We start from the raw sequence: 24,996 nt of genomic DNA, 5'->3' as shown, positions 1-24,996 counted from the left end.
GGATACTGATGCGCTTTCTTTTTTCGATATTGTTGCTGGTTGGGTTTTCGGTGAGTGCGGCAGAGCCGACTCAGGTGTTCACGGACGATCTGGGGCGCAAGGTTACTGTGCCCGTTCATCCGCGGCGGATTGTTTCGCTGCACGATCTGGATATCACCATCCCCTTAATTGAGCTTGGTGTGCCTCCGGTTGCCAGCCACGGCCGCACGCGACCGGACGGCAGCCATTTTATTCGCTCCAGTGGCATGTTAACGGGCGTTGATTTTGATAACTCCTCCATCCGGTTTATCGGCACCGCGGATATTGATATCGAAGCCATTGCGGCCGCAAAACCGGATCTGATCATCACCGAACCGACCCGCAACACGCCAGTGGAGCAACTGGAAAAAATCGCTCCCACGGTGAGCATCGATCACCTCGATGGCGGTGCGCCGGAAATCTACCGCAAGCTGGCGCAACTGACGGGAACGCAGGCGCGGCTGAAGATCCTTGAGCGTCGCTATCAGGAGCAAATCAACGCGCTGAAAGCGACCATCGATACTCGCAAGGTCACCGTGTCGGTGATTCAGGCTAATCAGGGCAAAATCACCGCCATGCACAGCTATCACTCCCTGGGACGCGTGCTGCGTGATGCCGGATTCACCTTCCCGCCGCTTATCGAGAATATCCCGGATGGCGGGCGTATTGACGTCAGTGCCGAGCGTCTGCCAGAACTGGACGCCGATTTTGTATTTGCCACCTGGCGTGGCGATACGGGGGGAAAACCGCAGGATGAGCTGGCGGCGATGGACGCGGTAATGCCCGGCTGGTGCCAGTTCCTGAATGCCTGTCGTACCGGGCATTACATCCTGATCTCCCGTGAAGAGGCGATTTCAAACTCATTTGCTTCACTGGGGCTGATGGCCGCGCAGGTGCAGTCTCAGATAGCGGGGCGGCCGCTGCCGGAGGCCTCCAGGTGATCAGAAAAGATAAAGCGCGGGTGGATGTTTATGGTGAACGCTTTCGATCCCGCGGGCATCAGTTGACGCCGCGCCTGCTGCTGGTGGCGCGGTATATCAATGAGAACCGTGAAGCGGTAATGGAACAGACGGCAATGGAAATCGCTACGTTGCTAAAAACCTCCGATGCGACCGTGGTCCGTGCCATTCAGGCGTTGGGCTTTGCCGGGCTGCGTGATTTGAAACAGACGCTGGAGCAGTGGTTCGGCCCGGTGGTGAGCTCCAGCGAAAAGATGTCCACCACGGTGAATACCCTCACCAGCGATGTTAACGCGAGCATCGATTTTGTACTCGAAGGGCATCAGCACACCTGCGATGTGTTGTCTGAACCGGGTAACCGTTATGCAATGGCGCAGGCAGTATCGCTGCTGGCGCAGGCGCGACAGGTCGCTATTTTTGGTATTGGTGCATCGGGCATTCTGGCCGAGTATACAGCCCGGCTGTTCAGCCGTATTGGTTTACCTGCCACACCGCTTAACCGCACCGGCATTGGCCTGGCCGAACAGCTGATTGCGCTCCAGCGCGGTGACGTGCTGGTGATGATGGCGCAAAAATCTGCCCATCGGGAAGGACAAACCACGCTTCGTGAAGCTAAACGCCTGGGCATCCCAACCATCTTGCTGACTAACGCGCTGGAGTCGCGCTTCAGCAAAGAGGCCAGCGTGGTCATCCATGTGCCACGTGGCGGCGAGAAAGGCAAAATTCCGCTGCATGGCACCGTACTGTTGTGTCTGGAGATGATTATTTTGTCCGTGGCATCCACCGAGCCGCAGCGCACCATTAAGTCGATGAAGCGCATCAACGAATTTCATCGCGGGTTAAAGCCGGGGAAGAAGAGCAGCTGATAGGTACGGTTTTGTTGTTTTGTAGGCCGGGTAAGGCGTAGCCGCCACCCGGCAATAACCCCGCTCAGCGGTCAGCATGGTTCTTGCGGTACTGCAACGGCGTCTCGCCAATCCCTTTTCTGAATGCGCTGATAAACCAGGTCACGTCGGAAAAGCCCACCTGTTCGGCTATTTCACGCACGCTGGCATCCGTGTGCAGCAGGCATTCGCACGCTTTCCGCAGCCTGATGGTGTTCAGATAGTCGTGGATCTTCTCGCCCGTTTCGGCATGGAATTTTCGCGACACATAGCTGCGTGATTTCCCCAGTTCTTCAGCCAGCGCATCCAGCCTGAATTTATCCCGATAGTGTTCATCGAGCCAGAACATCACCTGGCTTGCGATCCCGTGGCTGCTGCCGGGCGCGCCGTCATCGTCACCGGGTAACATGGCAAACAGGCTAATCAGCAGGCTGGCGATATTTTCGCTGTTAAGGGGCTGGACGCTGGCGCGCTTTGCATAGCACCCCAGCAGGTGATCAATGTGCGCGTGGCTGGCTGAAACATCCGCCACCCAGGCTTCCCCGCCACGGCGTGAGAGCTTTTGTAATCGTTGCAGGGTCTGCGGGAAATCACGCAGCACCTTCAGCACCGCATGGGGATCGAGATGAATGATGGTGCGCCGATAAATGGCCTCTGCCTGCTCATCCACCATCACTTTATGCAGAGTAAAGGGTGGGAAGAAAAACAGCCGCCCGGGGCGCATGGTGTAGTGGCGGTTATCAACAATCGCCACGCCGAATCCTTCCTCCACATACAGAATTTCCAGACACTGATGCCAGTGGTGATAACGCACGGTATTGGCAAAGAGCCGGCTAAACGACGCAATGGCATCGTTTAAGGTGATCAGCTCCAGATGATCGGATTTTAGTGTGTCGCGCATAGTGCAATAAAACTCAACTTTTCCCCGTCTGATTGTCTTTATAAACCACCTTTTTAAATTTTCTCAACTGCGAGTTTATTCATCGCGCTCTCCTGTGACATGGCTAACATTTCTGCACGGTGAGGATTCACTATGCTTTGCCGCAGTTGATGACGAGGACAAGCCTATGTCTGCGGTAAATAAAGAAAAATCAAATCCATTGTCTTCCCGCAAGGATGTCGTGGCGGCGTTAAATACCCTGCTGGGTGCGCTGGATACGCAGTTTCCGGCAGGCTATTCGCGCTTTTCTCTGGGGGATACCTGTGCGCATTACGCCACGGATATCGCGCAGATGGAGGGGCTTTCCCGCGCGTTGTGGGGGCTATTTCCACTGATGGCATCCGGTGAAACCACCGCGTTTAGCGACAAGTACATCGCAGCTATCCGGGCTGGCACCGATCCGCACAGCGAAGGTTACTGGGGGGAAACTGCGCCTTACGATCAGCGTCTGGTAGAAATGGCGGCGTACGGGTTGGGGCTGTCGCTGTTGCAGGACTCACTCACGTCGCAGTTCACCGAGCGCGAGCTGATGAACCTGCACACCTGGCTGAACCAGATAACAGACGCGCAGATGCCGGACAGCAACTGGAACTACTTTGCCATTATGGTTCAGCTTGGGTTTAAACGCGCCGGGCTGCCGTACAACCAGCGCGCCATCGACGACCGCTTTGCGATGATGGAAGCCTACTACCTGGGCGATGGCTGGTATTCCGACGGCCCGGGCCGCCCGAAAGATTATTACATCTCTATGGCGTTCCACTTCTACGGTCTGATTTACGCCACCCTGAGTGGTGATGAACCGAGGGCGACCATTCTGCGCGAACGCTCGCGTCTGTTTGCCGCAGACTTTATCTATATGTCTGCCGCTGATGGCGCATCGGTACCGTTTGGCCGCAGCCTGACCTACCGCTTTGCGATGGTTGCCTTCTGGAGCGCGGTAGCCTTTTCCGGGCTGGAGGTGTTCACGCCGGGTATCGTCAAAGGGATTATTCTGCGCCATCTGCGCTGGTGGCAACAGCAGCCCATTACTGATCGTGACGGCATTCTGACACTCGGTTTTGCCTATCCCAACCTGGCGATGTGTGAAGACTACAATTCGCCTGGCTCACCCTACTGGGCACTGAAAACGTACCTGATCCTGGCTCTGCCAGAGACTCACCCGTTCTGGCAGGCCGAAGAGCAGCCGTTGCCCGCGCTTGCTGAAAAACAGGTGATCCCCCATGCCCAACAGATCCTGATGCACGCGGAGGCGTCGCAGCATGTCACGTTGCTCACCGCCGGGCAGCTTGAGCTGAATAACTACGTCAATACCGAAGCCAAATACACTAAATTTGCCTACTCCAGCCGTTTTGGTTTCACCATTGAACGCGGGCGTTATGGCCTGAAACACGCCGCCTGTGACTCCATGCTGTTGCTGGCCGACGGGGATAATTACTTCCGCGGTCGTCGCGAGTGTGACGAGGTGAGGGTGGATGAAAATTACCTCTATTCACGCTGGTCGCCGTGGCACGACGTCCATATCGAAACCTGGCAGGTCCCGTTCGGGGAGTGGCATTTGCGCCTGCACCGTATTAACAGCGCCCGCGTCCTGCAAACAGTGGAAGGGGGCTTTGCCGTGATGAAAACCGAACACCAGCTCCGCGAGCACGGTTGTTACCTGGACGCGCAAAACGGCAGTAGCGCTATTGTTTGTTTGTCGCCAGAACTGATGCGCCAGCCGGACAGCATCGTGACGCCGCCGAACAGCAGCATTATGTTCCCGGAGTGCGCCTCTGTCCCGCTGCTGAAAACCGATATCCCGCAAGGGGAGAGCTGGCTGTGCTGTGCCGTCATCGCCAGTGAAAAACAACAACACTACGCGGCAGTGCCGCAACTGAATATGACTCATCACCAGGTCGTGATCCGCGAACCTGGAGGCGAACGTCAGCTGTCGTTCACATTATAAAAACTCTGGCCCTACATGTCGGCGAGGATGATATGAAAAATACATCTACGAATAACAGAACCGAATATTACAAAATAAGCAGTTTTATCTTTCTCTACTTTTTTACCTGGTCGGCCAGTATTGGCCTGCTGGCTATCTGGCTCGGACAAAAAGCCAATCTCAGCGGTACGGTTATCGGGACGGTATTTGCGGTTAACGGTGTGTTCTCCGTTATTCTGAAGCCCATCTACGGTTATATTCTCGATAAGATAGGGATGAGCAAATACCTGCTCTATTTTGTGGTGGCGATGTCTGCCCTGATGGCGCCGTTCTTTATTTATGTTTACCAGCCGCTGTTAATGTCCAACACCCTGCTGGGGATTATTCTCGGTGCGCTCTATTTAAGCTTTGCCTGGTATGCAGGGGTGGCGGCGTGCGAATCCTATTCTGACCGTTTCAGCCGCTTAAACGGTATGGAGTTTGGGCAAATTCGGATGTGGGGTTCGCTTGGCTGGGCGGTGGCGTCCTCTTTCTCTGGCCTGCTGTTTAACCTCTCTCCGGCCTATAACTTTATCATGGGCAGCGTGGCCTCGGTCATTATGCTGGTGGTGTTGCTTAGCCTGAAAGTGAACACTAACTCCGTTCATGCTGGCGAGGTGTTAACCAAAGAAAAAATCGCCCCGGCGGATGTCTACGCCTTGCTGCGTAACCGTAAATTCTGGGCCTTCTGCCTGTATGTGGCAGGCGTGGCGTGGATGATGTTTATTGCCGAGCAGCAATTCTCGCGCTATTTCGTCACCTTCTTTGATGATATTCATCAGGGTAACGCGGTGTTTGGCTATCTGGGGACGGTGCAGTCAGGGATGGAGTTCATCATGTATATGGTGATCCCGCTGTTTGTGAATTTCATCGGTGCCAAGCGCGGGTTATTAATTGTCGGGCTGATTGTTGGCGCGCGACTGATTATTTCCGGCCTGTGCGATTCCCATTTATTAATTTCCGTCCTGAAGCCGCTCTACGGTCTGGAAATCTGTCTGTTGCTGGTTTCAGTATTTAAATATATCGCCGAGCATTTCGATAAACGCGTTAATGCCACCATGTATTTACTGGGGTATCAGGCGATGCTGTATGTCGGCAATGTGGTGGTCTCTTCACCGGCAGGCTTACTGTATGACCGCATCGGTTTTGAACAGACCTATATCATCATGGGCGCTACGGCGCTGACCTTTACTCTTATTTCTGCTTTTACGTTATCTGCCTGCCAGAGCAAATGGCGCAGCGCACAAGCGCTGAACGTTGCAGAACAACATCCAACTCGCTAATGAAGCCGTCAAAGAAGGAACCGAAATATGTTAAGTCGTATCACTGAGGAGCGCCTGCCCGCTATTCCTGCACCCGTTGATCCGCGTGCGTTTGGTGATGAACTGAGTTCGGCGCGCAGCCATATCCTCGACCTGATTGGCCGTCACTTAACGGCGTTCGGTGAACGCTTCCCGGCGGAAACCTGCCAGAAGGGGTTTTATCCACTGACGGACAACGTGGAGTGGACGACCAGCTTCTGGACCGGGCAGCTTTGGCTGGCGTGGGAGATGAGCGGGGACGAGAAATTCCGCGCGATGGCGGAAAAGCATGTGCGTTCCTTTGGCCTGCGCATCGCCGGGCGTAACGACACCAACACCCACGATTTAGGTTTTTTGTATACGCTTTCCTGTGTGGCGGCCTGGCGACTGACCGGCAACCGTGAAGCGCGTGGTTTCTCTCTGCTGGCGGCAGAAGCACTGCTGGAGCGCTTCCACGAGAAGGCGAAAATTATCCAGGCGTGGGGCGATCTGGCCGATCCGGAACAGGCCGGGCGGATGATAATCGACTGCAACATGAATCTGCCGCTGCTCTACTGGGCAACTGAACAGACGGGCGATCCCCGTTTTGCCGATGCGGCGAAAGCCCACGTAATGCAGGCGGCAACCTATCTTATCCGCGAAGATGCCTCGACGTTCCACACTTACTATATGGATGTGGTCACCGGCGCGCCGCGTTATGGCAACACTCAGCAGGGCTACGCCGATGACTCCTGCTGGTCGCGCGGGCAGGCGTGGGGAATTTACGGTTTTCTGCTGAGCTACATCTATACCGGCGATGAGACGATGATCGCCCTGTCCAAACGGCTGGCGAATTATTTCCTTAACCGCCTGCCGGAAGATTACGTCTGCCACTGGGATCTGGCGCTGGTGGGAACCGATGCGCTGCGCGATTCGTCATCGGCGGCCATTGCGGTGTGCGGGTTGCTGGAACTGGTGAAGCATCTGCCGGTAACCGATCCGGACAGAGAACATTATCTGGCGTGGGCGAAAGGCATCATGTCGTCGCTGACGAAGCACTACCTGATGGGCAAAGACGAGAAGGGCAACGGGCTGCTGAAGCACTCGGTCTATCATCTGGCGAGCAACAAAGGGGTGGATGAGTGCGCAAGCTGGGGGGATTACTTCTACGTTGAGGCGCTGGTGCGGTTTACCCAGAGCTGGAAGCTGTACTGGTAGCGGATAAAACAAAGCCCGGTGGCGCTAACGCTTACCGGGCCTACGGTTCAGGGTCAGCTGAACTTAAACCCCTTGCTCCAGAATACGGATATGGGTTTCCAGTACGTCACCTTTCACCGCATCGCTCCACGCTTTCATGTGCGCTGTTTGCAGGTGTGCTTCAAGGTGCGCTACTGTTTCCCACAGTTCAACCATAATGATTGAATCGGGCGCAGTGGCCTGGAAGCTGGCGTTTGTCGCGGCATCAATCATCGGCGCGTAGCCGTGGCAGCCTTCTTCTTTCAGTACGGTCGGGATAATCTTCGCGAACTGATCCAGCACCGCCTGGCGGTGATGTTGACCTGGACGAGTACGGATTTCAGCAATAACGGTAAGCATGGTTAACTCCTTCTAATTCCAGGCTACCAGTTAAGCAAAAATCTCGCCGAGATGCTTGCGATATTCTGCGATATAGCGCGGGACGTCCGGCATTTTAATCACGTCATTGACGATAAAGGTCGGCAGTGGCTCCATCCCCAGGAACTGGTTGGCTTTGTGGAATGGCAGATATGCACCGTCTACGCCCACGCCTTCAAAGAACTGGTCTTGTTCGGTGAAGGCTTCGATTGGTGCATTCCAGGTCAGCGACAGCATGTATTTTTTGCCCTGAATCAGGCCGCCAGAACCGTATTTTTTGGACGCATCTGAACGGGTACGACCGTCGCTGGCGTACAGTGAACCGTGTCCTTCGGTGAACACATCATCAATGTACTTTTTCACCGTCCACGGCGCGCCCATCCACCAGCCTGGCATCTGCCAGACAATCACATCTGCCCACAGGAAATTCTGTACTTCTGCTTTGATGTCATAGTCGCTATCCGCGCGCACAACTTTAACATCATGCCCGGCGTCGCGCAGGAAACCGTCCGCGACCTCGGTCAGGGTGTCATTCAGCTGGCCTTTAGAGTGCGCGAACTCTTTCGCGCCGTTGATAATCAGGATGTTGCTCATTATGTGTCCTCGTTAATGCGATTTTGGCAACAATTCTACGCGCGAGAGCGAAACGATAAAATGAGCAAAATGTGCAAAGTCTTTTGCCTGAGAAGCAATAATGCGGTTACCAGCTGACTTTTACCTCACATCCACCTTCCGGCGCATTACCCAGAGTAACGTGCATCCCGTGCAGTGCAGCAATGCGCTTCACGATAGATAATCCCAGACCGCTGCCCGTTTCTGTCTGCCCTGGCGGGCGGTAAAAACGCTCGCCGAGCCGTGCCAGCGCATCGGGTGCAATCCCTGGCCCGTTATCACGTACGGTAAAACTATGGGCGTCGAGCGTAACGTCCACCACACTGCCGCGCGGGCTGTAACGCACGGCGTTGTCCAGCAGATTACGTACCAGCAGGCTGAGCAGAAGCTGCTGCCCGGTGTGGGTGGTTTGCGGGGCATTGATGTGAAGGCGCACGTCGATACCTGCCTGCTGCGCAGGGTGATAACAATCCATCACGGCTGATTGCAGCACATCGGCCATCGGCAGGGGTTCAACGTCATCCAGGTTTTCCAGCGAATCCAGACGCGACAGCGTCAGAAGCTGATCCACCAGGCGAGATGCCCGGTCGATTCCCGCGTGCAGTTGTGCCAGGGCATTGGCCTGCAACTGCGGGTCATCCTGGGAAAGCTGGGCCACATCGGTGTGGACTTTCAGCGCGGTGAGCGGGCTACGCAGCTCGTGAGCGGCATCCGATGTAAAACGACGTTCACGGCTCATCATCTCCTGGGTACGCGTGAACAGATGATTGAGCGCATCCAGCAGAGGACGCACTTCCGTCGGCACGCCGCCGGTCGGCAGCTTGTCGGTGGCGTCTGGCGATCGCGAGCGCAGGGTTTGCGCCAGATTTTTCAGCGGCTTCAGTTCCCGGCTAAGCAACACAATAAGCAACAGCAGCATGACGGGTAGCGCCACCATCCACGGCATAAGTTGCGAGCTGACAATATCCAGTGCCATCTCCTGACGGTACTCCCGCTCCTGGCCGACCACCACCCGGTATTTACCGTCTGGCGCGGTGAGCCATAAAAAACGCCACTCGTCGTTGTCGTCTTTCAGTTGCCCGTTGTCGAACCCCTCGCGGCGATAGTGATACGGGATATCACGGCCGTTTTCACCGTCATTCAGCAGCATTTTTCCGTCGGGGGAGTAGATAGCAAAAGCCAGAGCGTCATCGTCCAGGCGGCCATGTTTGGCCTTTTTCGGGATCTCGCGCATCCGTTGTGGCGCATGGATCTCGTCCAGATCCATGGTTAACAGCCGTTTGGCAAACAGCATTTGTTGCGTATCGAACAGTTTATCGAGCTTGTGCGAGGTCTGCTGCCAGGCCACCACGCTGGCGGCAAACCATGCCGTCAGCGACAGCACTAAAAAGAGGAGCGTCAGGCGCAGTTTCAGGCTCAGGCGTTGAGTCAGTTTCATGCGTCACCCAGGGTGTAACCGATGCCGTGCACCGTGCGGATAAAATCAGTGCCGAGCTTGCGGCGCAGATGATGAACGTGAACTTCGATGGCATTGCTGGAGACATCATCGTCCCAGTTGTAGAGCTTCTCTTCGATAAGTTTGCGCGGCAGCACGCGCCCGGCGTTGCGCATCAGCAGTTCCAGCAGCGCGAACTCTTTGGGTTTGAGCGCCAGGTTTTCGCCGTTGCGTGTGGCAATCAGGCTTGTAGGGTCAAGCACCACGCTACCGTGGCGCAGTTCACTGCGCGCCTGGCCGTGGCTGCGGCGCACCAGCGCTTCAAGTCGTGCAGCCACTTCAATCAGGGCGAAGGGTTTGCAGAGATAGTCATCTGCGCCAAGACGCAGGCCTTCAACCCGCTGGTTGAGCGCATCCCGCGCCGTTAAAATCAGCACCGGATCGCTGCGGCCGTTTTCACGCCATTCACGCAGGATATCAAGACCGTCGATTTCCGGCAGCGTCAGGTCGAGCACCACGGCATCGTACGGGGCTGCGTACAGCGCGGCTTTGCCCGTTTTACCCTCGGTAAACCAGTCCACGCTAAAGCCCATTTTCGTCAGCCCGGCTTTAAGTCCATCGCCAATCAGCCTGTCGTCTTCTACCAGTAAAATGCGCATATTCCCTCCTTGATAACGCCAGTAAACCCTCTGGACAAGCCTGCTGTACAGCAATAATAAATAAATTTTTCCCTTAAGAAGTTGTTAAGGATTACCCTGTTTAATGGACTGCGAACCGACATTAAAGGGAGAGATAAAATGAAAAAATTCGCTGCTATTGCTGCCATCATGATGATGACCACAGCTCCGCTCTTTGCGGCAGAAGGGGGCTTTACTGGCCCAACGGCTACCACCGCGAAGACGCAAACTCAGCAGGGCGGTTTTATTGATAACGACGCCAACCTCACCACTGCGCTGAAAGTCAAAGAGATGAAAGACGATAGCTGGGTGAAACTGCGCGGCAATATCACGCAACGCCTGTCGGATGACCGCTATACCTTCCGCGATGAAACCGGCACCGTAAATGTGGAAATAGACCACAAACGCTGGAACGGCGTGACGGTCAGCCCGCAGGATAAAGTGGAGATCCAGGGTAAGGTCGATAAAGAGTGGAACGATTTCGAAATCGACGTGAAGCAGGTGACCAGACTGAATAAATAACCCAAAAAGGGCCACATACCTGGCCCTTTTTCTTTGTGACTCAACACGCCAGATAGGGTAGTATCTGCGGCAATATTGCCTGAAACCGGCAGGTTTCTGAGTTGAGGAATCACATTTAATGAGCGATATGGCAGAGCGCCTCGCGCTACATGAATTCACGGAAAACGCCTACCTGAACTACTCCATGTACGTCATCATGGACAGGGCGTTGCCGTTTATCGGTGATGGCCTGAAACCCGTTCAGCGCCGCATCGTCTATGCAATGTCTGAACTGGGCCTGAGTGCCAGCGCTAAGTTCAAAAAATCCGCCCGTACCGTGGGTGACGTACTCGGTAAATACCATCCGCACGGCGACAGCGCCTGTTACGAAGCGATGGTGCTGATGGCGCAGCCGTTCTCTTACCGCTACCCGCTGGTAGACGGCCAGGGGAACTGGGGTGCACCGGACGATCCGAAGTCATTCGCTGCGATGCGTTATACCGAATCCCGCCTGTCTAAATACGCTGAAGTGCTGTTGGGTGAGCTGGGTCAGGGAACCGTTGACTGGGTGCCAAACTTTGACGGTACGATGCAGGAGCCGAAAATGCTGCCTGCGCGCCTGCCGAACATCCTGCTGAACGGCACCACCGGTATCGCCGTGGGTATGGCGACGGACATCCCGCCGCATAACCTGCGCGAAGTGGCAAAAGCCGCCATCACCCTGATTGAACAACCGAAAACCACGCTGGATGAGGTGCTGGATATCGTGCAGGGGCCGGACTACCCGACCGAAGCCGAAATCATCACCTCACGTGCGGAAATCCGCAAAATCTATCAGAACGGCCGCGGCTCCGTGCGTATGCGTGCGGTGTGGACGAAAGAAGATGGCGCGGTGGTGATTACCGCGCTGCCTCACCAGGTGTCCGGGGCGAAAGTGCTGGAGCAGATTGCGGCTCAGATGCGCAATAAAAAGCTGCCGATGGTGGACGACCTGCGCGATGAATCCGACCACGAAAACCCGACCCGTCTGGTGATCGTACCGCGTTCTAACCGCGTGGACATGGAGCAGGTCATGCACCACCTGTTCGCCACCACCGATCTGGAAAAAAGCTACCGTATCAACCTGAACATGATTGGCCTGGACGGGCGTCCGGCGGTGAAAAACCTGCTGGAGATCCTCACCGAATGGCTGACATTCCGCCGCGATACGGTACGCCGCCGTCTGAATCATCGTCTGGAGAAAGTGCTCAAGCGCCTGCACATCCTCGAAGGTTTGCTGGTGGCGTTCCTCAACATCGACGAAGTGATTGAGATCATTCGTACTGAGGACGAACCGAAATCTGCGCTGATGTCGCGCTTTGGGATCAGCGAAACCCAGGCCGAAGCCATTCTCGAACTGAAACTGCGCCATCTCGCCAAACTGGAAGAGATGAAAATTCGCGGCGAGCAGAACGAGCTGGAAAAAGAGCGCGATCAGTTGCAGGCGATCCTGGCGTCCGAACGCAAGATGAACAACCTGCTGAAGAAAGAGCTTCAGGCCGATGCCGAGGCTTTTGGCGATGATCGTCGTTCTCCGCTGCACGAGCGTGAAGAAGCGAAGGCCATGAACGAGCATGACATGCAGCCGTCCGAGCCTGTCACCATTGTTCTCTCTCAGAGTGGCTGGGTGCGTAGCGCCAAAGGTCACGATATTGATGCGCCGGGGCTGAGCTACAAAGCGGGCGACAGCTTTAAAGCGGCCGTGAAAGGTAAGAGCAACCAGCCGGTCGCCTTTATCGACTCCACGGGCCGCAGCTACGCTATCGACCCGATTACGCTGCCGTCTGCGCGCGGGCAGGGCGAACCGTTAACCGGCAAGCTGACGCTGCCGCCGGGTGCCACGGTTGACCATATGCTGATGGAAGCCGACGAGCAGAAATTGCTGATGGCCTCTGACGCGGGTTACGGTTTTATCTGTACCTTTAACGACCTTGTGGCGCGCAACCGTGCCGGTAAAGCGCTCATCAGTTTGCCGGATAACGCCCACGTTATGCCGCCGCTGGTGATTGAAAACGAAAGCGACATGCTGCTGGCAATTACTACCGCGGGCCGAATGCTGATGTTCCCGGTCAGCGACCTGCCGGAGTTGTCGAAAGGGAAGGGCAATAAGATCATTAACATCCCGTCGGCGGAAGCGGCAAAAGGCGAAGATGGCCTGGCGCACCTGTTCATTCTGCCGCCGCAGAGCACGCTCACCATCCATGTGGGCAAACGTAAAATTAAGCTCCGTCCGGAAGAGTTGCAGAAAGTGGTGGGTGAGCGCGGTCGCCGCGGCTCGCTGATGCGCGGACTACAGCGTATCGATCGCGTGGAGATTGACTCTCCGACGCGAAGCCACGCGGGCGACAGCGAAGAGTAACCCGTACTCATCCCCCTCCGTTCCGGAGGGGGTATTTCATTAAAATTTCCAGTAAAAACGTTGTTAATTCGTGCGTTGCGATTAACAATACGCGCTCGTAATAAAGTCCTTACCTGGCCACAGGTGAAGTATAATTGTCAGCTGTTGGGGCTTCAGAGGTCGCTATGCTATTCATTGTTCGTTTAATTCTTACCGTTATCTACTGCATTCTGGTCTGTATTTTCGGCTCTATTTACTGCCTGTTCAGCCCGCGTAACCCGAAGCATGTTGCGACCTTTGGTCACATGTTCGGTCGCCTTGCGCCGCTGTTTGGCCTGAAAGTGGAAAAACGCCTGCCGGAAGGCGCAGAAAACTTCGGTAACGCCATTTATATCGCTAACCATCAGAACAACTACGATATGGTGACGGCTGCTAACATCGTTCTGCCGCCGACGGTGACAGTGGGTAAAAAGAGCCTGCTGTGGATCCCGTTTTTCGGCCAGCTGTACTGGCTGACCGGTAACCTACTCATCGACCGCAACAACCGTGCGAAAGCGCACAGCACCATTGCGGAAGTGGTAAACCACTTTAAAAAACGCAAAATCTCTATCTGGATGTTCCCGGAAGGGACGCGTAGCCGTGGTCGCGGCCTGCTGCCGTTTAAAACGGGTGCGTTTCATGCTGCAATTGCGGCAGGCGTTCCAATTATTCCTGTGTGTGTTTCCAATACATCGAATAAGATTAATCTTAACCGCCTGAATAATGGGCTGGTGATTGTCGAAATGCTGCCGCCAGTCGATACCAGCAAATACGGTAAAGATCAGGTACGCGAGCTGGCGGCACACTGCCGCGAACTGATGGCTCAGCATATTGCGCAGCTCGACAAAGAAGTCGCAGAGAGAGAAGCCGCCGGTAAAATTTAATCCGGCGTGAAAGGGAAAACGAATTCCCGCGTTGTTAGTCGTTTCAGATGGAGCTTATATGTCACTCAGTCGGCGTCAGTTTATTCAGGCTTCGGGGATCGCCCTTTGTGCGGGTGCGATTCCGCTGACAGCCAACGCCGCCGGGCAGCAACCACCGCTGCCCATTCCCCCGTTACTGGAATCCCGTCGCGGGCAACCGCTATTCCTGACGCTACAGCGTAGCCACTGGTCTTTCACCCAGGGCACGCGCGCGCCGGTCTGGGGGATCAACGGGCGCTATCTTGGGCCAACCATTCGCGTGTGGAATGGTGATGACGTTAAGCTGATCTACAGCAACCGCACGACTGAAAAGGTGGCGATGACCATCAGCGGATTGCAGGTGCCAGGGCCCCTGATTGGCGGTGCGGCACGTATGATGTCGCCTAACGCTGACTGGGCACCGGTGCTGCCGATCCGTCAAAGCGCGGCAACGCTGTGGTATCACGCCAACACCCCTAACCGCACCGCGCAGCAGGTCTACAACGGCCTGGCCGGGATGTGGCTGGTGGAAGATGACATCAGCAAATCGCTGCCGATCCCGAACCATTACGGTGTGGATGATTTCCCGGTCATTATCCAGGATAAACGCCTGGATAACTTCGGCACGCCTGAATACAGCGAGCCGGGCAGCGGTGGCTTTGTCGGCGATACCTTGCTGGTGAATGGCGCGCAAAGTCCGTTTGTTGAAGTGTCTCGCGGTTGGGTGCGCCTGCGTTTGCTGAATGCCTCGAACTCACGCCGCTATCAGCTGCAAATGAGCGATGGCCGGGCGTTGCATGTGATTTCGGGCGATCAGGGCTTTTTACCTGCGCCGGTTGCGGTCAAGCAGCTGGCGCTGTCGCCTGGCGAACGTCGTGAAATCCTCGTTGATATGACTAACGGGGATGAAGTGTCGCTCACCTGTGGTGAAGCGGCGAGCATTGTGGATCGCATCCGTGGATTCTTTGAACCTTCCAGCATTCTGGTGTCGACCCTGGTGTTGACCCTGCGTCCTACCGGCCTGCTGCCGCTGGTGACCGATACCCTGCCAATGCGTTTACTGCCGCAGGAGATCATGAGTGGTTCGCCTGTTCGTAGCCGTGATATCAGCCTGGGTAGCGATCCGGGCATCAACGGCGCGCTGTGGGATGTTAACCGCATTGATATCACTGCCCAGCAGGGAACATGGGAACGATGGACCGTGCGTTCAGACATGCCACAGTCGTTCCATATTGAAGGGGTGAACTTCCTGATCCGCAACGTGAATGGCGCGATGCCGTTCCCGGAAGACAGGGGCTGGAAGGATACCGTCTGGGTGGATGGCCAGGTTGAACTGTTGGTCTATTACGGTCAGCCCTCTTGGCCGCACTTCCCGTTCCTGTTCCACAGCCAGACGCTGGAGATGATGGACAGGGGCTCTGTGGGGCAGATGCTAGTGAATCCGGCACCGTAAATTTTCCCCCTCACCCCGACCCTCTCCCCAGAGGGGCGAGGGTGAAAGACCGCATCGAGCAGTCCCCTCTCCCCTTTGGGGAGAGGGTTAGGGGGAGGGGATAACAGCCCGCACAATACCCCTTCATTTCCCACAATGTTCCAGCGTATAATCCCCGCCCTTTGTTTATTTTTTCTTCGGAAGCATTATGAGCGCAATATCCCTGATCCAGCCGGATCGTGACCTCTTCTCCTGGCCCCAGTACTGGGCAGCCTGTTTTGGACCGGCGCCATTTCTGCCGATGTCCCGCGAAGAGATGGACCAACTGGGCTGGGACAGCTGCGATATCATTCTGGTCACGGGCGATGCCTACGTCGACCACCCGAGCTTTGGGATGGCCATCTGTGGCCGAATGCTCGAAGCCCAGGGCTTCCGTGTCGGGATCATCTCCCAGCCTGACTGGCACAGCAAAGACGCGTTTATGTCGCTCGGCAAACCGAACCTGTTCTTCGGCGTCACCGCCGGCAACATGGACTCGATGATCAACCGCTATACCGCCGACCGTAAACTGCGTCATGACGACGCCTATACCGCCGATAACGTGGCGGGCAAACGCCCGGATCGCGCGACGATGGTGTACACCCAACGATGCAAAGAAGCATGGAAAGACGTGCCGGTCATCCTGGGTGGCATCGAAGCAAGCCTGCGCCGTACCGCACACTACGACTACTGGTCTGATACCGTGCGTCGTTCAGTGCTGGTGGATTCCAAAGCCGACATGCTTATCTTCGGTAACGGTGAACGTCCATTGGTCGAAGTGGCGCACCGTCTGGCGCAGGGCGAGCCGGTCAGTGAGATCCGCGACGTGCGTAACACCGCGATCATGGTGAAAGAAGCGCTGCCAGGCTGGAGCGGTGTGGATTCCCGCATCATCGATATGCCAGGCAAAATCGACCCTATCCCGCATCCGTACGGCGACGATCTGCCGTGCGCGGATAACAAACCGGTCGAGCCGAAAAAAGCCGAAGCCAAAGCCGTTGTGGTGCAGCCGCCGCGTCCAAAGCCATGGGAAAAGACCTATGTGCTGCTGCCGTCCTTTGAGAAGGTCAAAAGCGACAAGGTGCTCTACGCGCACGCTTCCCGTATTCTGCACCATGAAACCAACCCGGGCTGTGCCCGTGCGCTGATGCAAAAGCACGGCGAGCGTTACATCTGGGTTAACCCTCCAGCTATCCCGTTGTCGACCGAAGAGATGGACAGCGTCTTTGCGCTGCCGTACAAGCGAGTTCCGCATCCGGCGTACGGCAACAGCCGTATCCCGGCGTATGAGATGATCCGCTTCTCGATCAACATCATGCGCGGCTGCTTCGGTGGCTGTTCCTTCTGCTCCATCACCGAGCACGAAGGCCGCATTATTCAGAGCCGCTCAGAAGATTCTATAGTCAACGAGATCGAAGCTATTCGTGACACTGTGCCAGGCTTTACCGGGGTTATCTCCGATCTGGGCGGCCCGACGGCCAACATGTATATGCTGCGCTGTAAGTCCCCGCGTGCGGAGCAAACCTGCCGCCGTTTGTCGTGCGTCTATCCGAGCATTTGCGAACATATGGACACCAACCACGAGCCGACGATCAATCTCTATCGCCGCGCCCGTGATCTGAAAGGCATCAAGAAGATCCTGATCGCTTCCGGTGTGCGCTACGACATCGCGGTGGAAGATCCGCGTTATATCAAAGAGCTGGCAACGCACCACGTTGGCGGTTACCTGAAGATTGCCCCGGAGCACACCGAAGAAGGCCCGCTGTCGAAAATGATGAAGCCGGGCATGGGCAGCTATGACCGCTTTAAAGAGCTATTTGACACCTACTCAAAGCAGGCAGGGAAAGAGCAGTATCTGATCCCATATTTCATCTCTGCGCATCCGGGGACGCGTGATGAAGACATGGTGAACCTTGCGCTGTGGCTGAAACAACGCCGCTTCCGTCTGGATCAGGTGCAGAACTTCTACCCGTCACCGCTCGCGAACTCGACCACCATGTATTACACCGGGAAGAACCCGCTGAGTAAGATTGGCTATAAGAGTGAAGACGTGGTGGTGCCGAGAGGGGATAAACAGCGTCGCCTGCATAAAGCACTGCTGCGTTACCACGATCCGAAAAACTGGCCGCTGATCCGCCAGGCGCTGGAAGATATGGGTAAAAAACACCTGATCGGCTCGCGTCGCGACTGTCTGGTGCCTGCCCCCACGCTGGATGAAATGCGTGAAGCTCGTCGCCAGAACCGCAACACGCGCCCGGCGCTGACCAAGCACACGCCAATTGTGCATCAGCGTTCGAACGGTAGTGCTGCGGGGACGAAAAAAACGGGTAAACGTAAGATCGGATAACGATGATGCCCTCACCCCGGCCCTCTCCCACAGGGAGAGGGTGGAAAGGGTCCCCTCTCCCTGTGGGAGAGGGTTAGGGTGAGGGAAAACTACCCGCCAAACTGATCCGGGTCTGGCCCAAGCCGCTTGCCCTGATCCAGCTTTGCAATTTCACCCAGTTCATCTTTGTCCAGACGGAAATCCCAGACGTCGAAGTTCTCGGCGATACGCGCTGGCGTGACCGATTTCGGAATAACCACCAGACCACTGTCCAGATGCCAGCGGATGACAATTTGCGCAGGGCTCTTGCCATATTTATCCGCCAGCTCACGGATGATTTTCTGATCGAAAACCCCTTCGCCGCCCTGAGCCAGTGGGCTCCAGGACTCGGTCTGGATTTTGTGCGTGGCATTCCAGGCGTGGAGCTGACGCTGCTGCATCAGCGGGTGCAACTCAATCTGGTTAATGACCGGCGCCACTCCCGTTTCGTCAATAAGACGTTGCAGATGGTGAACCTGGAAATTACAGACCCCGATGCTTTTCACCAGGCCAATTTTTTGCAGCTCAATCATCCCTTCCCAGGCTTCAACATAGTGGTCGATAGCCGGGACGGGCCAGTGCATCAAATACAGATCGACGAAATCCAGCCGTAGCTTATCCAGGCTTTCCTGCAACGCTTCACGCGGGCGCTTTTGGTCGTCGTTCCACAGTTTAGTGGTGATGAAAAGGTCGTCGCGGGAGACGCCTGCGGTGGCAAGCGCTTTACCCACGCCGTCTTCATTCTTGTACGCGGCGGCGGTATCGATAGAGCGATAGCCGACTTCCAGTGCTTTATGAATGGCGGATACGACCTCGTCGTTACCGGCTTTCCATACACCGAGCCCCAACTGGGGCATCACGTTGCCGTCCTGAAGCTTGATTACGGTTTGGTTTGCCATTTTTCCTCCTTCATTTGCTCATCCATCGGGGGTGAACCCCCGATGGCGTGTGTGCATTAAGTCTGGACGAAATGTCAAAAAACGAAAGGCGGGATGATAAAAACGCTTAGCGCGCCGCTTCGTAGATACGACGGCTCACGTCCAGCGTGATGTCGCCATGTTCGCCCAGTTGCGTCATGCCGTGTTCTTCCAGTTTTGCCAGCAGGGCAGGGATAGAGCTGCCGTCCAGGCCGTAACCAGAAAGACGCGTCGGAACGCCCAGCCCTTCAAAGAAGTTGCGGGTCGCTTCGATTGCGGCATCGATACGAGCATCTTCTGAGCCTTCGGTGATGTTCCACACGCGCTCAGCGTATTGCAGCAGTTTGGCGCGCTTGGTATCACGTTTTTCGTTCCACAGTGCAGGCAGAACAACCGCCAGCGTCTGTGCGTGATCCAGGCCGTGCATCGCCGTCAGTTCGTGGCCCAGCATGTGGGTTGCCCAGTCCTGCGGAACGCCTGCACCGATCAGGCCGTTCAGTGCCTGAGTTGCGGCCCACATTACGTTGGCACGTACGTTGTAGTTTTCAGACTCTTTCAGCGCTTTCGGGCCATCTTCTACCAGCGTCAGCAGAATGCCTTCCGCGAAGCGATCCTGAATTTTGCCGTCAACCGGGTAAGTCACGTACTGTTCAACGGTGTGAACAAACGCATCCACAACACCGTTAGCCACCTGACGCGCAGGCAGGGTGTAGGTGTAAACCGGGTCGAGGATCGCGAACACAGGCTGTACGTGATCGTTCATAAAGGCCTGTTTGTCGCCCGTGGTTTTACGGGAGATAACGGCACCTTTGTTGGATTCAGAGCCGGTCGCTGGCAGGGTCAGGACCGAGCCCATTGGGATAGCGCTTTTCACGTCGCTGCCACGGGTTTCCAGGATATGCCACGGGTCAACGCCGTCTGCGTAATGTGCCGCAGCCGCGATGAACTTAGTGCCGTCGAGTACGGAGCCGCCGCCAACAGCCAGCAGGAAGGTGATGTTCTCTTCGCGGGCAATTTTGACCGCGTTCATCAGGGTTTCATAAGATGGGTTTGGCTCAATACCGCCGAACTCACGCACGTCCAGACCTTCCAGAGCGCTGTAAACCTGATCCAGCACGCCGGTTTTCTTCACGCTACCGCCGCCGTAAGTGATGAGTACGCGGGCGTCAGCCGGGATTTGTGCACGCAGGTCGGCGATAGCGCCTTTACCAAACAGAATGCGGGTTGGGGTGTGGAGATTAAAATTGTTCATTGCTCGTTCCCTATCGTGGGTGAAAAATCGTGGTGGCGCGTTGGCTACCTGATGCTGCACATTGTGGCGGGCACGCGCCATCCTCTCAATGCACATTCCTGCCGATGTCTTGCCCATTTCTACAGAGCGCTGGAGAAACAGCGAAAAACTGCGCACACTGTTAAGGTCGGAAACCGTACCCGGAGTAACTCAAAATGAACCGCGAAGAGATTTGCCTTCAGTTAACCTCTCAGATTAACCATCTGATAAAAAAAGAAAATAATGCAGGTGAACTGCTGCCGGATATTCGCCTGCTCTACGGCACCCAGCCGGGTACGCGTACACCGGTGATGTACCAGCCGGGCATCGTTTTTCTCTTCTCTGGCCATAAAATTGGCTATATCAATGAGCGCGTGTTCCGTTACGACACTAATGAATATCTGCTCCTGACAGTACCTTTACCCTTTGAATGTGAAACCTTCGCGACAGAAGCTGTTCCGCTGGCCGGTATTCGTTTAAATGTCGATATCCTTCAGTTGCAGGAACTGCTGATGGAGATCGGCGAGGACGAGCTGTTCCAGCCGTCGATGGCGGCAAGCGGGATTAACTCAGCCACGTTATCGGACGAGATCCTCTGTGCTATTGAGCGCTTGCTGGATGTGATGGCAAGGCCGCTGGATGCCCGCATCCTGGGCAAACAGATTATCCGCGAAATTCTGTATCACGTGCTGCTGGGGCCCGGTGGCGGGGCGTTGCTGGCGCTGGTGAGCCGCCAGACGCACTTTAGCCTGATAAGCCGCGTGCTTAAGCGCATAGAAAGCCAGTACACGGAAAACCTCAGCGTTGACCAGCTGGCGGCGGAAGCAAACATGAGCGTTTCGGCGTTTCATCATAATTTTAAATCAGTGACCAGCACCTCGCCGCTGCAATACCTGAAAACATACCGTCTGCATAAGGCGCGCATGATGATGATCCACGACGGCATGAAGGCCAGCGCGGCGGCAATGCGGGTGGGTTATGAAAGTGCGTCGCAGTTCAGTCGGGAGTTTAAGCGCTACTTCGGCGTGACGCCGGGGGAAGATGCCTCACGCATCAGAATGATGCAGGGAGCCTGACGGGAAATGTAGGCCGGGTCAGCGCAGCGCTACCCGGCTTTATTCATTTACGCACTGCAATACTTCTTTTTAATCACCACAATCAACGTACCCACCAGGCCCGCGACCAGCAGGAACATCGGCAGGATCATCAGGAAGGTCATCACCTGATCTTCATGGTGTTTCACAAACGGGATCATGTTCAGTGCATAGCCGAGTGAGGTCACCACGCCGACCCACAGCAGTCCACTCAACCAGTTAAAGAACTGGAAGCGGCGATTCGATAGACCTGAAATACCGGCCATTGTTGGCAACAGCGTGCGGACAAACGCCAGGAAGCGCCCGGCGAGCAGCGCCAGCAGGCCGTGTCGGTCAAACATGCAGGTCGCACGCTGATGATACTTATGAGGTAACTGCGACAGCCAGCTCTTCACCATGCGCGTATTGCCGAGCCAGCGGCCCTGCAAATAGCTTAACCAGCAGCCCAGGCTGGCGGCGGAGGTGAGAATGACCATTGTTGGGGTGAAGTCCATCACACCCTTTCCGATTAACGCGCCGGCCAGCAGAAGCAGGCTGTCACCGGGCAAAAACGAGGCTGGCAGTAATCCATTTTCCAGAAACAGGGTCGCGAACATCACGAAATAGACAACCCCCACGACATGTGGGTCTGCCAGCGCGGCAAAATCGTGTTGCCAGAGTGCCGCGATAATATCTTGAATAACAGCCATGGACTTTCCTGTGGTACAGCAGATATAGCGCTATTGTACACCCTGATTTGCCCGCTGGGTTTGATCGCGGGCGCAACTAATGCAGACTTTTCTGGTGGTGGTGTTCACAAAAGAGTCCAGGAGTACATTTTCAGCCAGCACTCTACACGATACGCTCAAACCCTGCCGCTAAATCCGCAATTAAATCGTCCACATTTTCTAAACCGATATGCAGGCGGATCAGGGTGCCGCTGAAGTCCACCTCGCCGCCCGGGCGCAGGTCTGCTATCTGCTCTGGCTGGTTTGGCAGGATCAGAGATTCAAAGCCGCCCCAGGAGTAGGCCATGCTGAAGAGGGCAAAATTATCCAGATAGCTTGCCAGCTCATCGTTATTCAGCCGTTTTTTAAGAACGAATGAGAACAAACCGCTGCTACCTGTAAAGTCACGTTGCCAGAACTCATGGCCTCTGCTGCCCGGCAGCGCAGGGTGGTTGACGCGTTCAACCTGCGGATGCTGCGCCAGCCATTCAGCGATTTTCAGGCTGCTTTCGTGATGCTGACGCAGACGCACGCCCAGCGTACGGATCCCGCGGCTGGTCATGTAGGCGGTATCGGCATCCACCATTTGCCCCATCAGGTAGGCATTTTCACGTAGCTGATCCCAGCAGCGGGCATTGGACACGGCGGTGCCAATCATGCCGTCCGAGTGGCCAATCAGGTATTTGGTGGCGGCCTGAATGGAGATATCAATGTCAAAATCCAGCGCCTTAAACAGCACGCCCGCAGCCCAGGTGTTGTCGATCATGATGATGGCGTCCGGCGCTTTGCTGCGCACGGCTTTCACAATGGCAGGCACATCATGCACTTCCATGGTGATAGAGCCCGGAGATTCCAGGAACACGATGCGCGTGTTTGGCTGAATAAGTTCGGCGATGCCTTCACCAATCAGTGGATCAAACCAGCCGGTGGTGACACCGAGCTTGCTGAGAATTTTGGTGCAGAAGTCCTGACTTGGTTCATAGGCGGTGTTGGTCATCAGAATGTGGTCGCCCTGTTCCACAAACGCCAGAATGGTATTGGCAACTGCCGCAGCTCCACACGGGAACAGTGCGCAGCCCGCGCCACCCTCCAGTTCGCACATGGCTTCCTGAAGTGAAAAATGGGTCAGCGTCCCGCGACGACCGTAAAACAGCCCGCCTTTGGCACGATTACGCGTTGCGATTTTTTTGTCCTCAACGGTATCAAATACCAGTGAGGAGGCCCGCTGAATCACGCTGTTCACCGATCCCAGTGTGTATTTCTTGCTGCGTCCTGCCTGCACAAGCGTGGTATCAAGCTGCTTCTTAGTCATGTTCGCCAACCCTGTTTTTATACGTCTGGACGTCCAGACTACCACGATTGAAAAAATGTGCACCCGGATGCTTATCGAATAAGCAGAAAATTTTATGAAAAATACGCATAAGAAATTTTTACTGCGTAAGCGCAAGGAAAGTGAGCGAAAATTACGGCAATATGTAAATACTAATGAGAACTACTATCAATTCGACGTCGTTTTGATATTATTACGCTCAGATTTTGTGATTTGCGTCCTGGAGATACAGAGTGGGTAATAATTTGATGCAGACGGATCTCTCCGTCTGGGGCATGTATCATCATGCTGACATCGTGGTTAAGATTGTGATGATCGGCCTGATTCTGGCGTCCGTTGTCACCTGGGCTATTTTCTTCAGTAAAAGCGTTGAGCTCATTTCGCAGAAGCGTCGCCTCAAGCGCGAACAGCAGCAGCTGGCAGAAGCCCGCTCGCTGGATCAGGCTTCTGATATGACCTCTTCCTTCCACACGAAAAGCCTGACCACCCTGTTAGTAAACGAAGCTCAGAACGAGCTTGAACTCTCCGCAGGCAGTGAAGATAACGAAGGCATTAAAGAACGTACCGGCTTCCGCCTGGAGCGTCGCGTTGCCGCAGTTGGCCGTCATATGGGCCGCGGTAATGGTTATCTGGCCACTATCGGTGCGATTTCCCCGTTCGTGGGTCTGTTTGGTACGGTGTGGGGCATCATGAACAGCTTCATCGGTATTGCCCAGACGCAAACCACCAACCTGGCGGTTGTGGCGCCGGGTATCGCAGAAGCGCTGCTGGCAACGGCAATCGGCCTGGTTGCGGCAATTCCTGCGGTGGTTATCTATAACGTCTTCGCGCGTATGATTGGCAGCTACAAAGCTACTCTGGGCGACGTGGCAGCGCAGGTTCTGCTGCTGCAAAGCCGTGATCTTGACCTTAACGCCAGCTCCGTAAAACCGGTACACGCGGCGTCGAAACTGCGTGCAGGTTGATTAGCTATGGCAATGCGTCTTAATGAAAATCTGGACGATAACGGCGAAATGCATGAAATCAACGTGACGCCGTTTATCGACGTCATGCTGGTTCTGTTGATTATCTTCATGGTGGCGGCGCCTCTGGCGACGGTTGACGTGAAGGTGAATCTGCCAGCCTCTTCCAGCCAGCCGCAGCCGCGCCCGGAAAAGCCTATTTATCTGTCGGTGAAGGCCGATAAATCCATGTTCCTGGGCAATGACCCGGTGACGGATGAATCAGTTATCCCGGCACTGGAGCAGCTTACCGGCGGGAAGAAAGACACCACCGTCTTCTTCCGTGCGGACAAAACGGTTGATTACGAAACCATGATGAGGGTAATGGACACGCTGCATCAGGCGGGTTACCTGAAGATTGGTCTGGTCGGCGAAGAAAAAGCCGCCGTCAAATAAAAGAGAGCTGGCGAAAGCCTAATGCTTGTCAGTTAAGCACGGTGGAGTGTTCCGTTCACCTTAATAGCCGCAGAAAATAATTCGTTCAGAACACGTGAACGGGATAAGGGAGCCGCCGTGTATGAACCGGTCACATGGGTTACAGATCTGACCGGTCACATAGGTAACACTTTTTGACTTAATCGGCCCGGATTATACGATGATTTCTTCTGTCGTACCGGGCCAGTATCAGTTCACCAAAACC

General features: G+C 55.4%; 21 protein-coding genes and 1 pseudogene. 13 read left to right on the top strand and 9 right to left on the bottom strand.

Annotated elements, in window-relative coordinates; translation table 11 throughout:
- Positions 1-8 precede the first annotated feature (8 nt).
- On the top strand, positions 9-959 hold the full coding sequence (locus F3J30_RS16690) for an iron-siderophore ABC transporter substrate-binding protein (protein WP_166717953.1): 951 nt from the start codon (positions 9-11) through the stop codon (positions 957-959).
- A complete protein-coding gene (locus F3J30_RS16685; RefSeq protein ID WP_014071773.1) occupies positions 956-1,843 on the top strand; it encodes a MurR/RpiR family transcriptional regulator in 888 nt (295 codons plus the stop codon). Before F3J30_RS16690 ends, F3J30_RS16685 begins: the two co-directional genes overlap by 4 nt.
- 64 nt (positions 1,844-1,907) lie before the next feature.
- On the opposite strand, the gene F3J30_RS16680 is transcribed toward F3J30_RS16685, so the two are convergent.
- Complete coding sequence (locus F3J30_RS16680) at positions 1,908-2,762, bottom strand: AraC family transcriptional regulator (RefSeq protein WP_166717952.1); 855 nt, start codon at positions 2,760-2,762, stop codon at positions 1,908-1,910.
- 166 nt (positions 2,763-2,928) lie between these two features.
- Here F3J30_RS16680 and F3J30_RS16675 point away from each other — a divergent pair, with 166 nt between their 5' ends.
- From F3J30_RS16675 to F3J30_RS16665, 3 genes are read left to right on the top strand one after another with little or no spacing between them, the layout of a single operon-like run.
- Positions 2,929-4,746 (top strand): DUF2264 domain-containing protein, encoded by a 1,818-nt coding sequence (locus tag F3J30_RS16675; RefSeq protein WP_166717951.1) that lies wholly within the window; start codon positions 2,929-2,931, stop codon positions 4,744-4,746.
- A 32-nt stretch (positions 4,747-4,778) separates the two neighbouring features.
- Positions 4,779-6,047: an oligosaccharide MFS transporter gene (locus F3J30_RS16670; RefSeq protein ID WP_166717950.1), complete on the top strand. Its 1,269-nt coding sequence runs from the start codon at positions 4,779-4,781 to the stop codon at positions 6,045-6,047.
- Between the two features lie 27 nt (positions 6,048-6,074).
- On the top strand, positions 6,075-7,262 hold the full coding sequence (locus tag F3J30_RS16665; protein WP_166717949.1) for a glycoside hydrolase family 88 protein: 1,188 nt from the start codon (positions 6,075-6,077) through the stop codon (positions 7,260-7,262).
- A gap of 63 nt (positions 7,263-7,325) precedes the next feature.
- Here the strand turns inward: F3J30_RS16665 and F3J30_RS16660 are convergent, their stop codons facing one another.
- From F3J30_RS16660 to qseB, 4 genes are all read right to left on the bottom strand, one after another.
- On the bottom strand, positions 7,326-7,640 hold the full coding sequence (locus F3J30_RS16660; protein WP_166717948.1) for a putative quinol monooxygenase: 315 nt from the start codon (positions 7,638-7,640) through the stop codon (positions 7,326-7,328).
- 30 nt (positions 7,641-7,670) lie between these two features.
- Positions 7,671-8,252, bottom strand: a complete 582-nt coding sequence (locus F3J30_RS16655) for an NAD(P)H-dependent oxidoreductase (protein WP_166717947.1) — start codon at positions 8,250-8,252, stop codon at positions 7,671-7,673.
- Positions 8,253-8,358: 106 nt separating this feature from the next.
- Positions 8,359-9,708, bottom strand: coding sequence for a quorum sensing histidine kinase QseC (qseC, locus tag F3J30_RS16650; protein ID WP_166717946.1), 1,350 nt, complete (start codon positions 9,706-9,708; stop codon positions 8,359-8,361).
- Positions 9,705-10,364 carry a quorum sensing response regulator transcription factor QseB gene (gene qseB / locus F3J30_RS16645; RefSeq protein ID WP_166717945.1) on the bottom strand — a complete coding sequence of 220 codons (660 nt, stop codon included), beginning with the start codon at positions 10,362-10,364 and terminating at the stop codon, positions 9,705-9,707. Before qseB ends, qseC begins: the two co-directional genes overlap by 4 nt.
- 138 nt (positions 10,365-10,502) lie before the next feature.
- Between qseB and F3J30_RS16640 the strand changes: the two genes are divergently transcribed.
- From F3J30_RS16640 to F3J30_RS16620, 5 genes and pseudogenes are all read left to right on the top strand, one after another.
- Positions 10,503-10,904 (top strand): NirD/YgiW/YdeI family stress tolerance protein, encoded by a 402-nt coding sequence (locus F3J30_RS16640; RefSeq protein WP_014071765.1) that lies wholly within the window; start codon positions 10,503-10,505, stop codon positions 10,902-10,904.
- A gap of 118 nt (positions 10,905-11,022) precedes the next feature.
- A complete protein-coding gene (gene parC / locus F3J30_RS16635) occupies positions 11,023-13,281 on the top strand; it encodes a DNA topoisomerase IV subunit A (protein ID WP_166717944.1) in 2,259 nt (752 codons plus the stop codon).
- A 164-nt stretch (positions 13,282-13,445) separates the two neighbouring features.
- Positions 13,446-14,183, top strand: a complete 738-nt coding sequence (gene plsC / locus F3J30_RS16630; RefSeq protein WP_166717943.1) for a 1-acylglycerol-3-phosphate O-acyltransferase — start codon at positions 13,446-13,448, stop codon at positions 14,181-14,183.
- Positions 14,184-14,241: 58 nt separating this feature from the next.
- Positions 14,242-15,654, top strand: coding sequence for a cell division protein FtsP (gene ftsP / locus F3J30_RS16625; RefSeq protein ID WP_014071762.1), 1,413 nt, complete (start codon positions 14,242-14,244; stop codon positions 15,652-15,654).
- A gap of 125 nt (positions 15,655-15,779) precedes the next feature.
- Positions 15,780-18,019: pseudogene (locus F3J30_RS16620) on the top strand (YgiQ family radical SAM protein).
- A gap of 89 nt (positions 18,020-18,108) precedes the next feature.
- Here F3J30_RS16620 and dkgA read toward each other — a convergent pair.
- Positions 18,109-18,936: a 2,5-didehydrogluconate reductase DkgA gene (dkgA, locus tag F3J30_RS16615; RefSeq protein ID WP_166717942.1), complete on the bottom strand. Its 828-nt coding sequence runs from the start codon at positions 18,934-18,936 to the stop codon at positions 18,109-18,111.
- A 106-nt stretch (positions 18,937-19,042) separates the two neighbouring features.
- Entirely contained in the window at positions 19,043-20,206 is a 1,164-nt protein-coding gene (gene yqhD / locus F3J30_RS16610; RefSeq protein ID WP_166717941.1) for an alcohol dehydrogenase, read from the bottom strand.
- A 194-nt stretch (positions 20,207-20,400) separates the two neighbouring features.
- Between yqhD and F3J30_RS16605 the strand changes: the two genes are divergently transcribed.
- A complete protein-coding gene (locus F3J30_RS16605; protein WP_014071758.1) occupies positions 20,401-21,300 on the top strand; it encodes an AraC family transcriptional regulator in 900 nt (299 codons plus the stop codon).
- A gap of 47 nt (positions 21,301-21,347) precedes the next feature.
- On the opposite strand, the gene yghB is transcribed toward F3J30_RS16605, so the two are convergent.
- The gene (gene yghB, locus F3J30_RS16600; RefSeq protein WP_166717940.1) at positions 21,348-22,007 is read right to left on the bottom strand and encodes a DedA family general envelope maintenance protein YghB; all 660 of its coding nucleotides are present in this window, start codon (positions 22,005-22,007) and stop codon (positions 21,348-21,350) included.
- A gap of 142 nt (positions 22,008-22,149) precedes the next feature.
- Positions 22,150-23,337, bottom strand: coding sequence for a cystathionine beta-lyase (gene metC / locus F3J30_RS16595; RefSeq protein WP_166717939.1), 1,188 nt, complete (start codon positions 23,335-23,337; stop codon positions 22,150-22,152).
- A 251-nt stretch (positions 23,338-23,588) separates the two neighbouring features.
- Here metC and exbB point away from each other — a divergent pair, with 251 nt between their 5' ends.
- Complete coding sequence (exbB, locus tag F3J30_RS16590) at positions 23,589-24,320, top strand: tol-pal system-associated acyl-CoA thioesterase (protein ID WP_014071755.1); 732 nt, start codon at positions 23,589-23,591, stop codon at positions 24,318-24,320.
- Between the two features lie 6 nt (positions 24,321-24,326).
- Positions 24,327-24,752 carry a TonB system transport protein ExbD gene (gene exbD, locus F3J30_RS16585; protein ID WP_014071754.1) on the top strand — a complete coding sequence of 142 codons (426 nt, stop codon included), beginning with the start codon at positions 24,327-24,329 and terminating at the stop codon, positions 24,750-24,752.
- Positions 24,753-24,996: the final 244 nt, after the last annotated feature.

Origin of the sequence: Enterobacter sp. Tr-810, assembly GCF_011752765.1 — a bacterium.
Classification (GTDB): Bacteria; Pseudomonadota; Gammaproteobacteria; order Enterobacterales; family Enterobacteriaceae; genus Enterobacter; species Enterobacter soli.
Note: the sequence above shows the minus strand (reverse complement) of the source record. Positions and strands in the feature narration are given on the sequence as shown.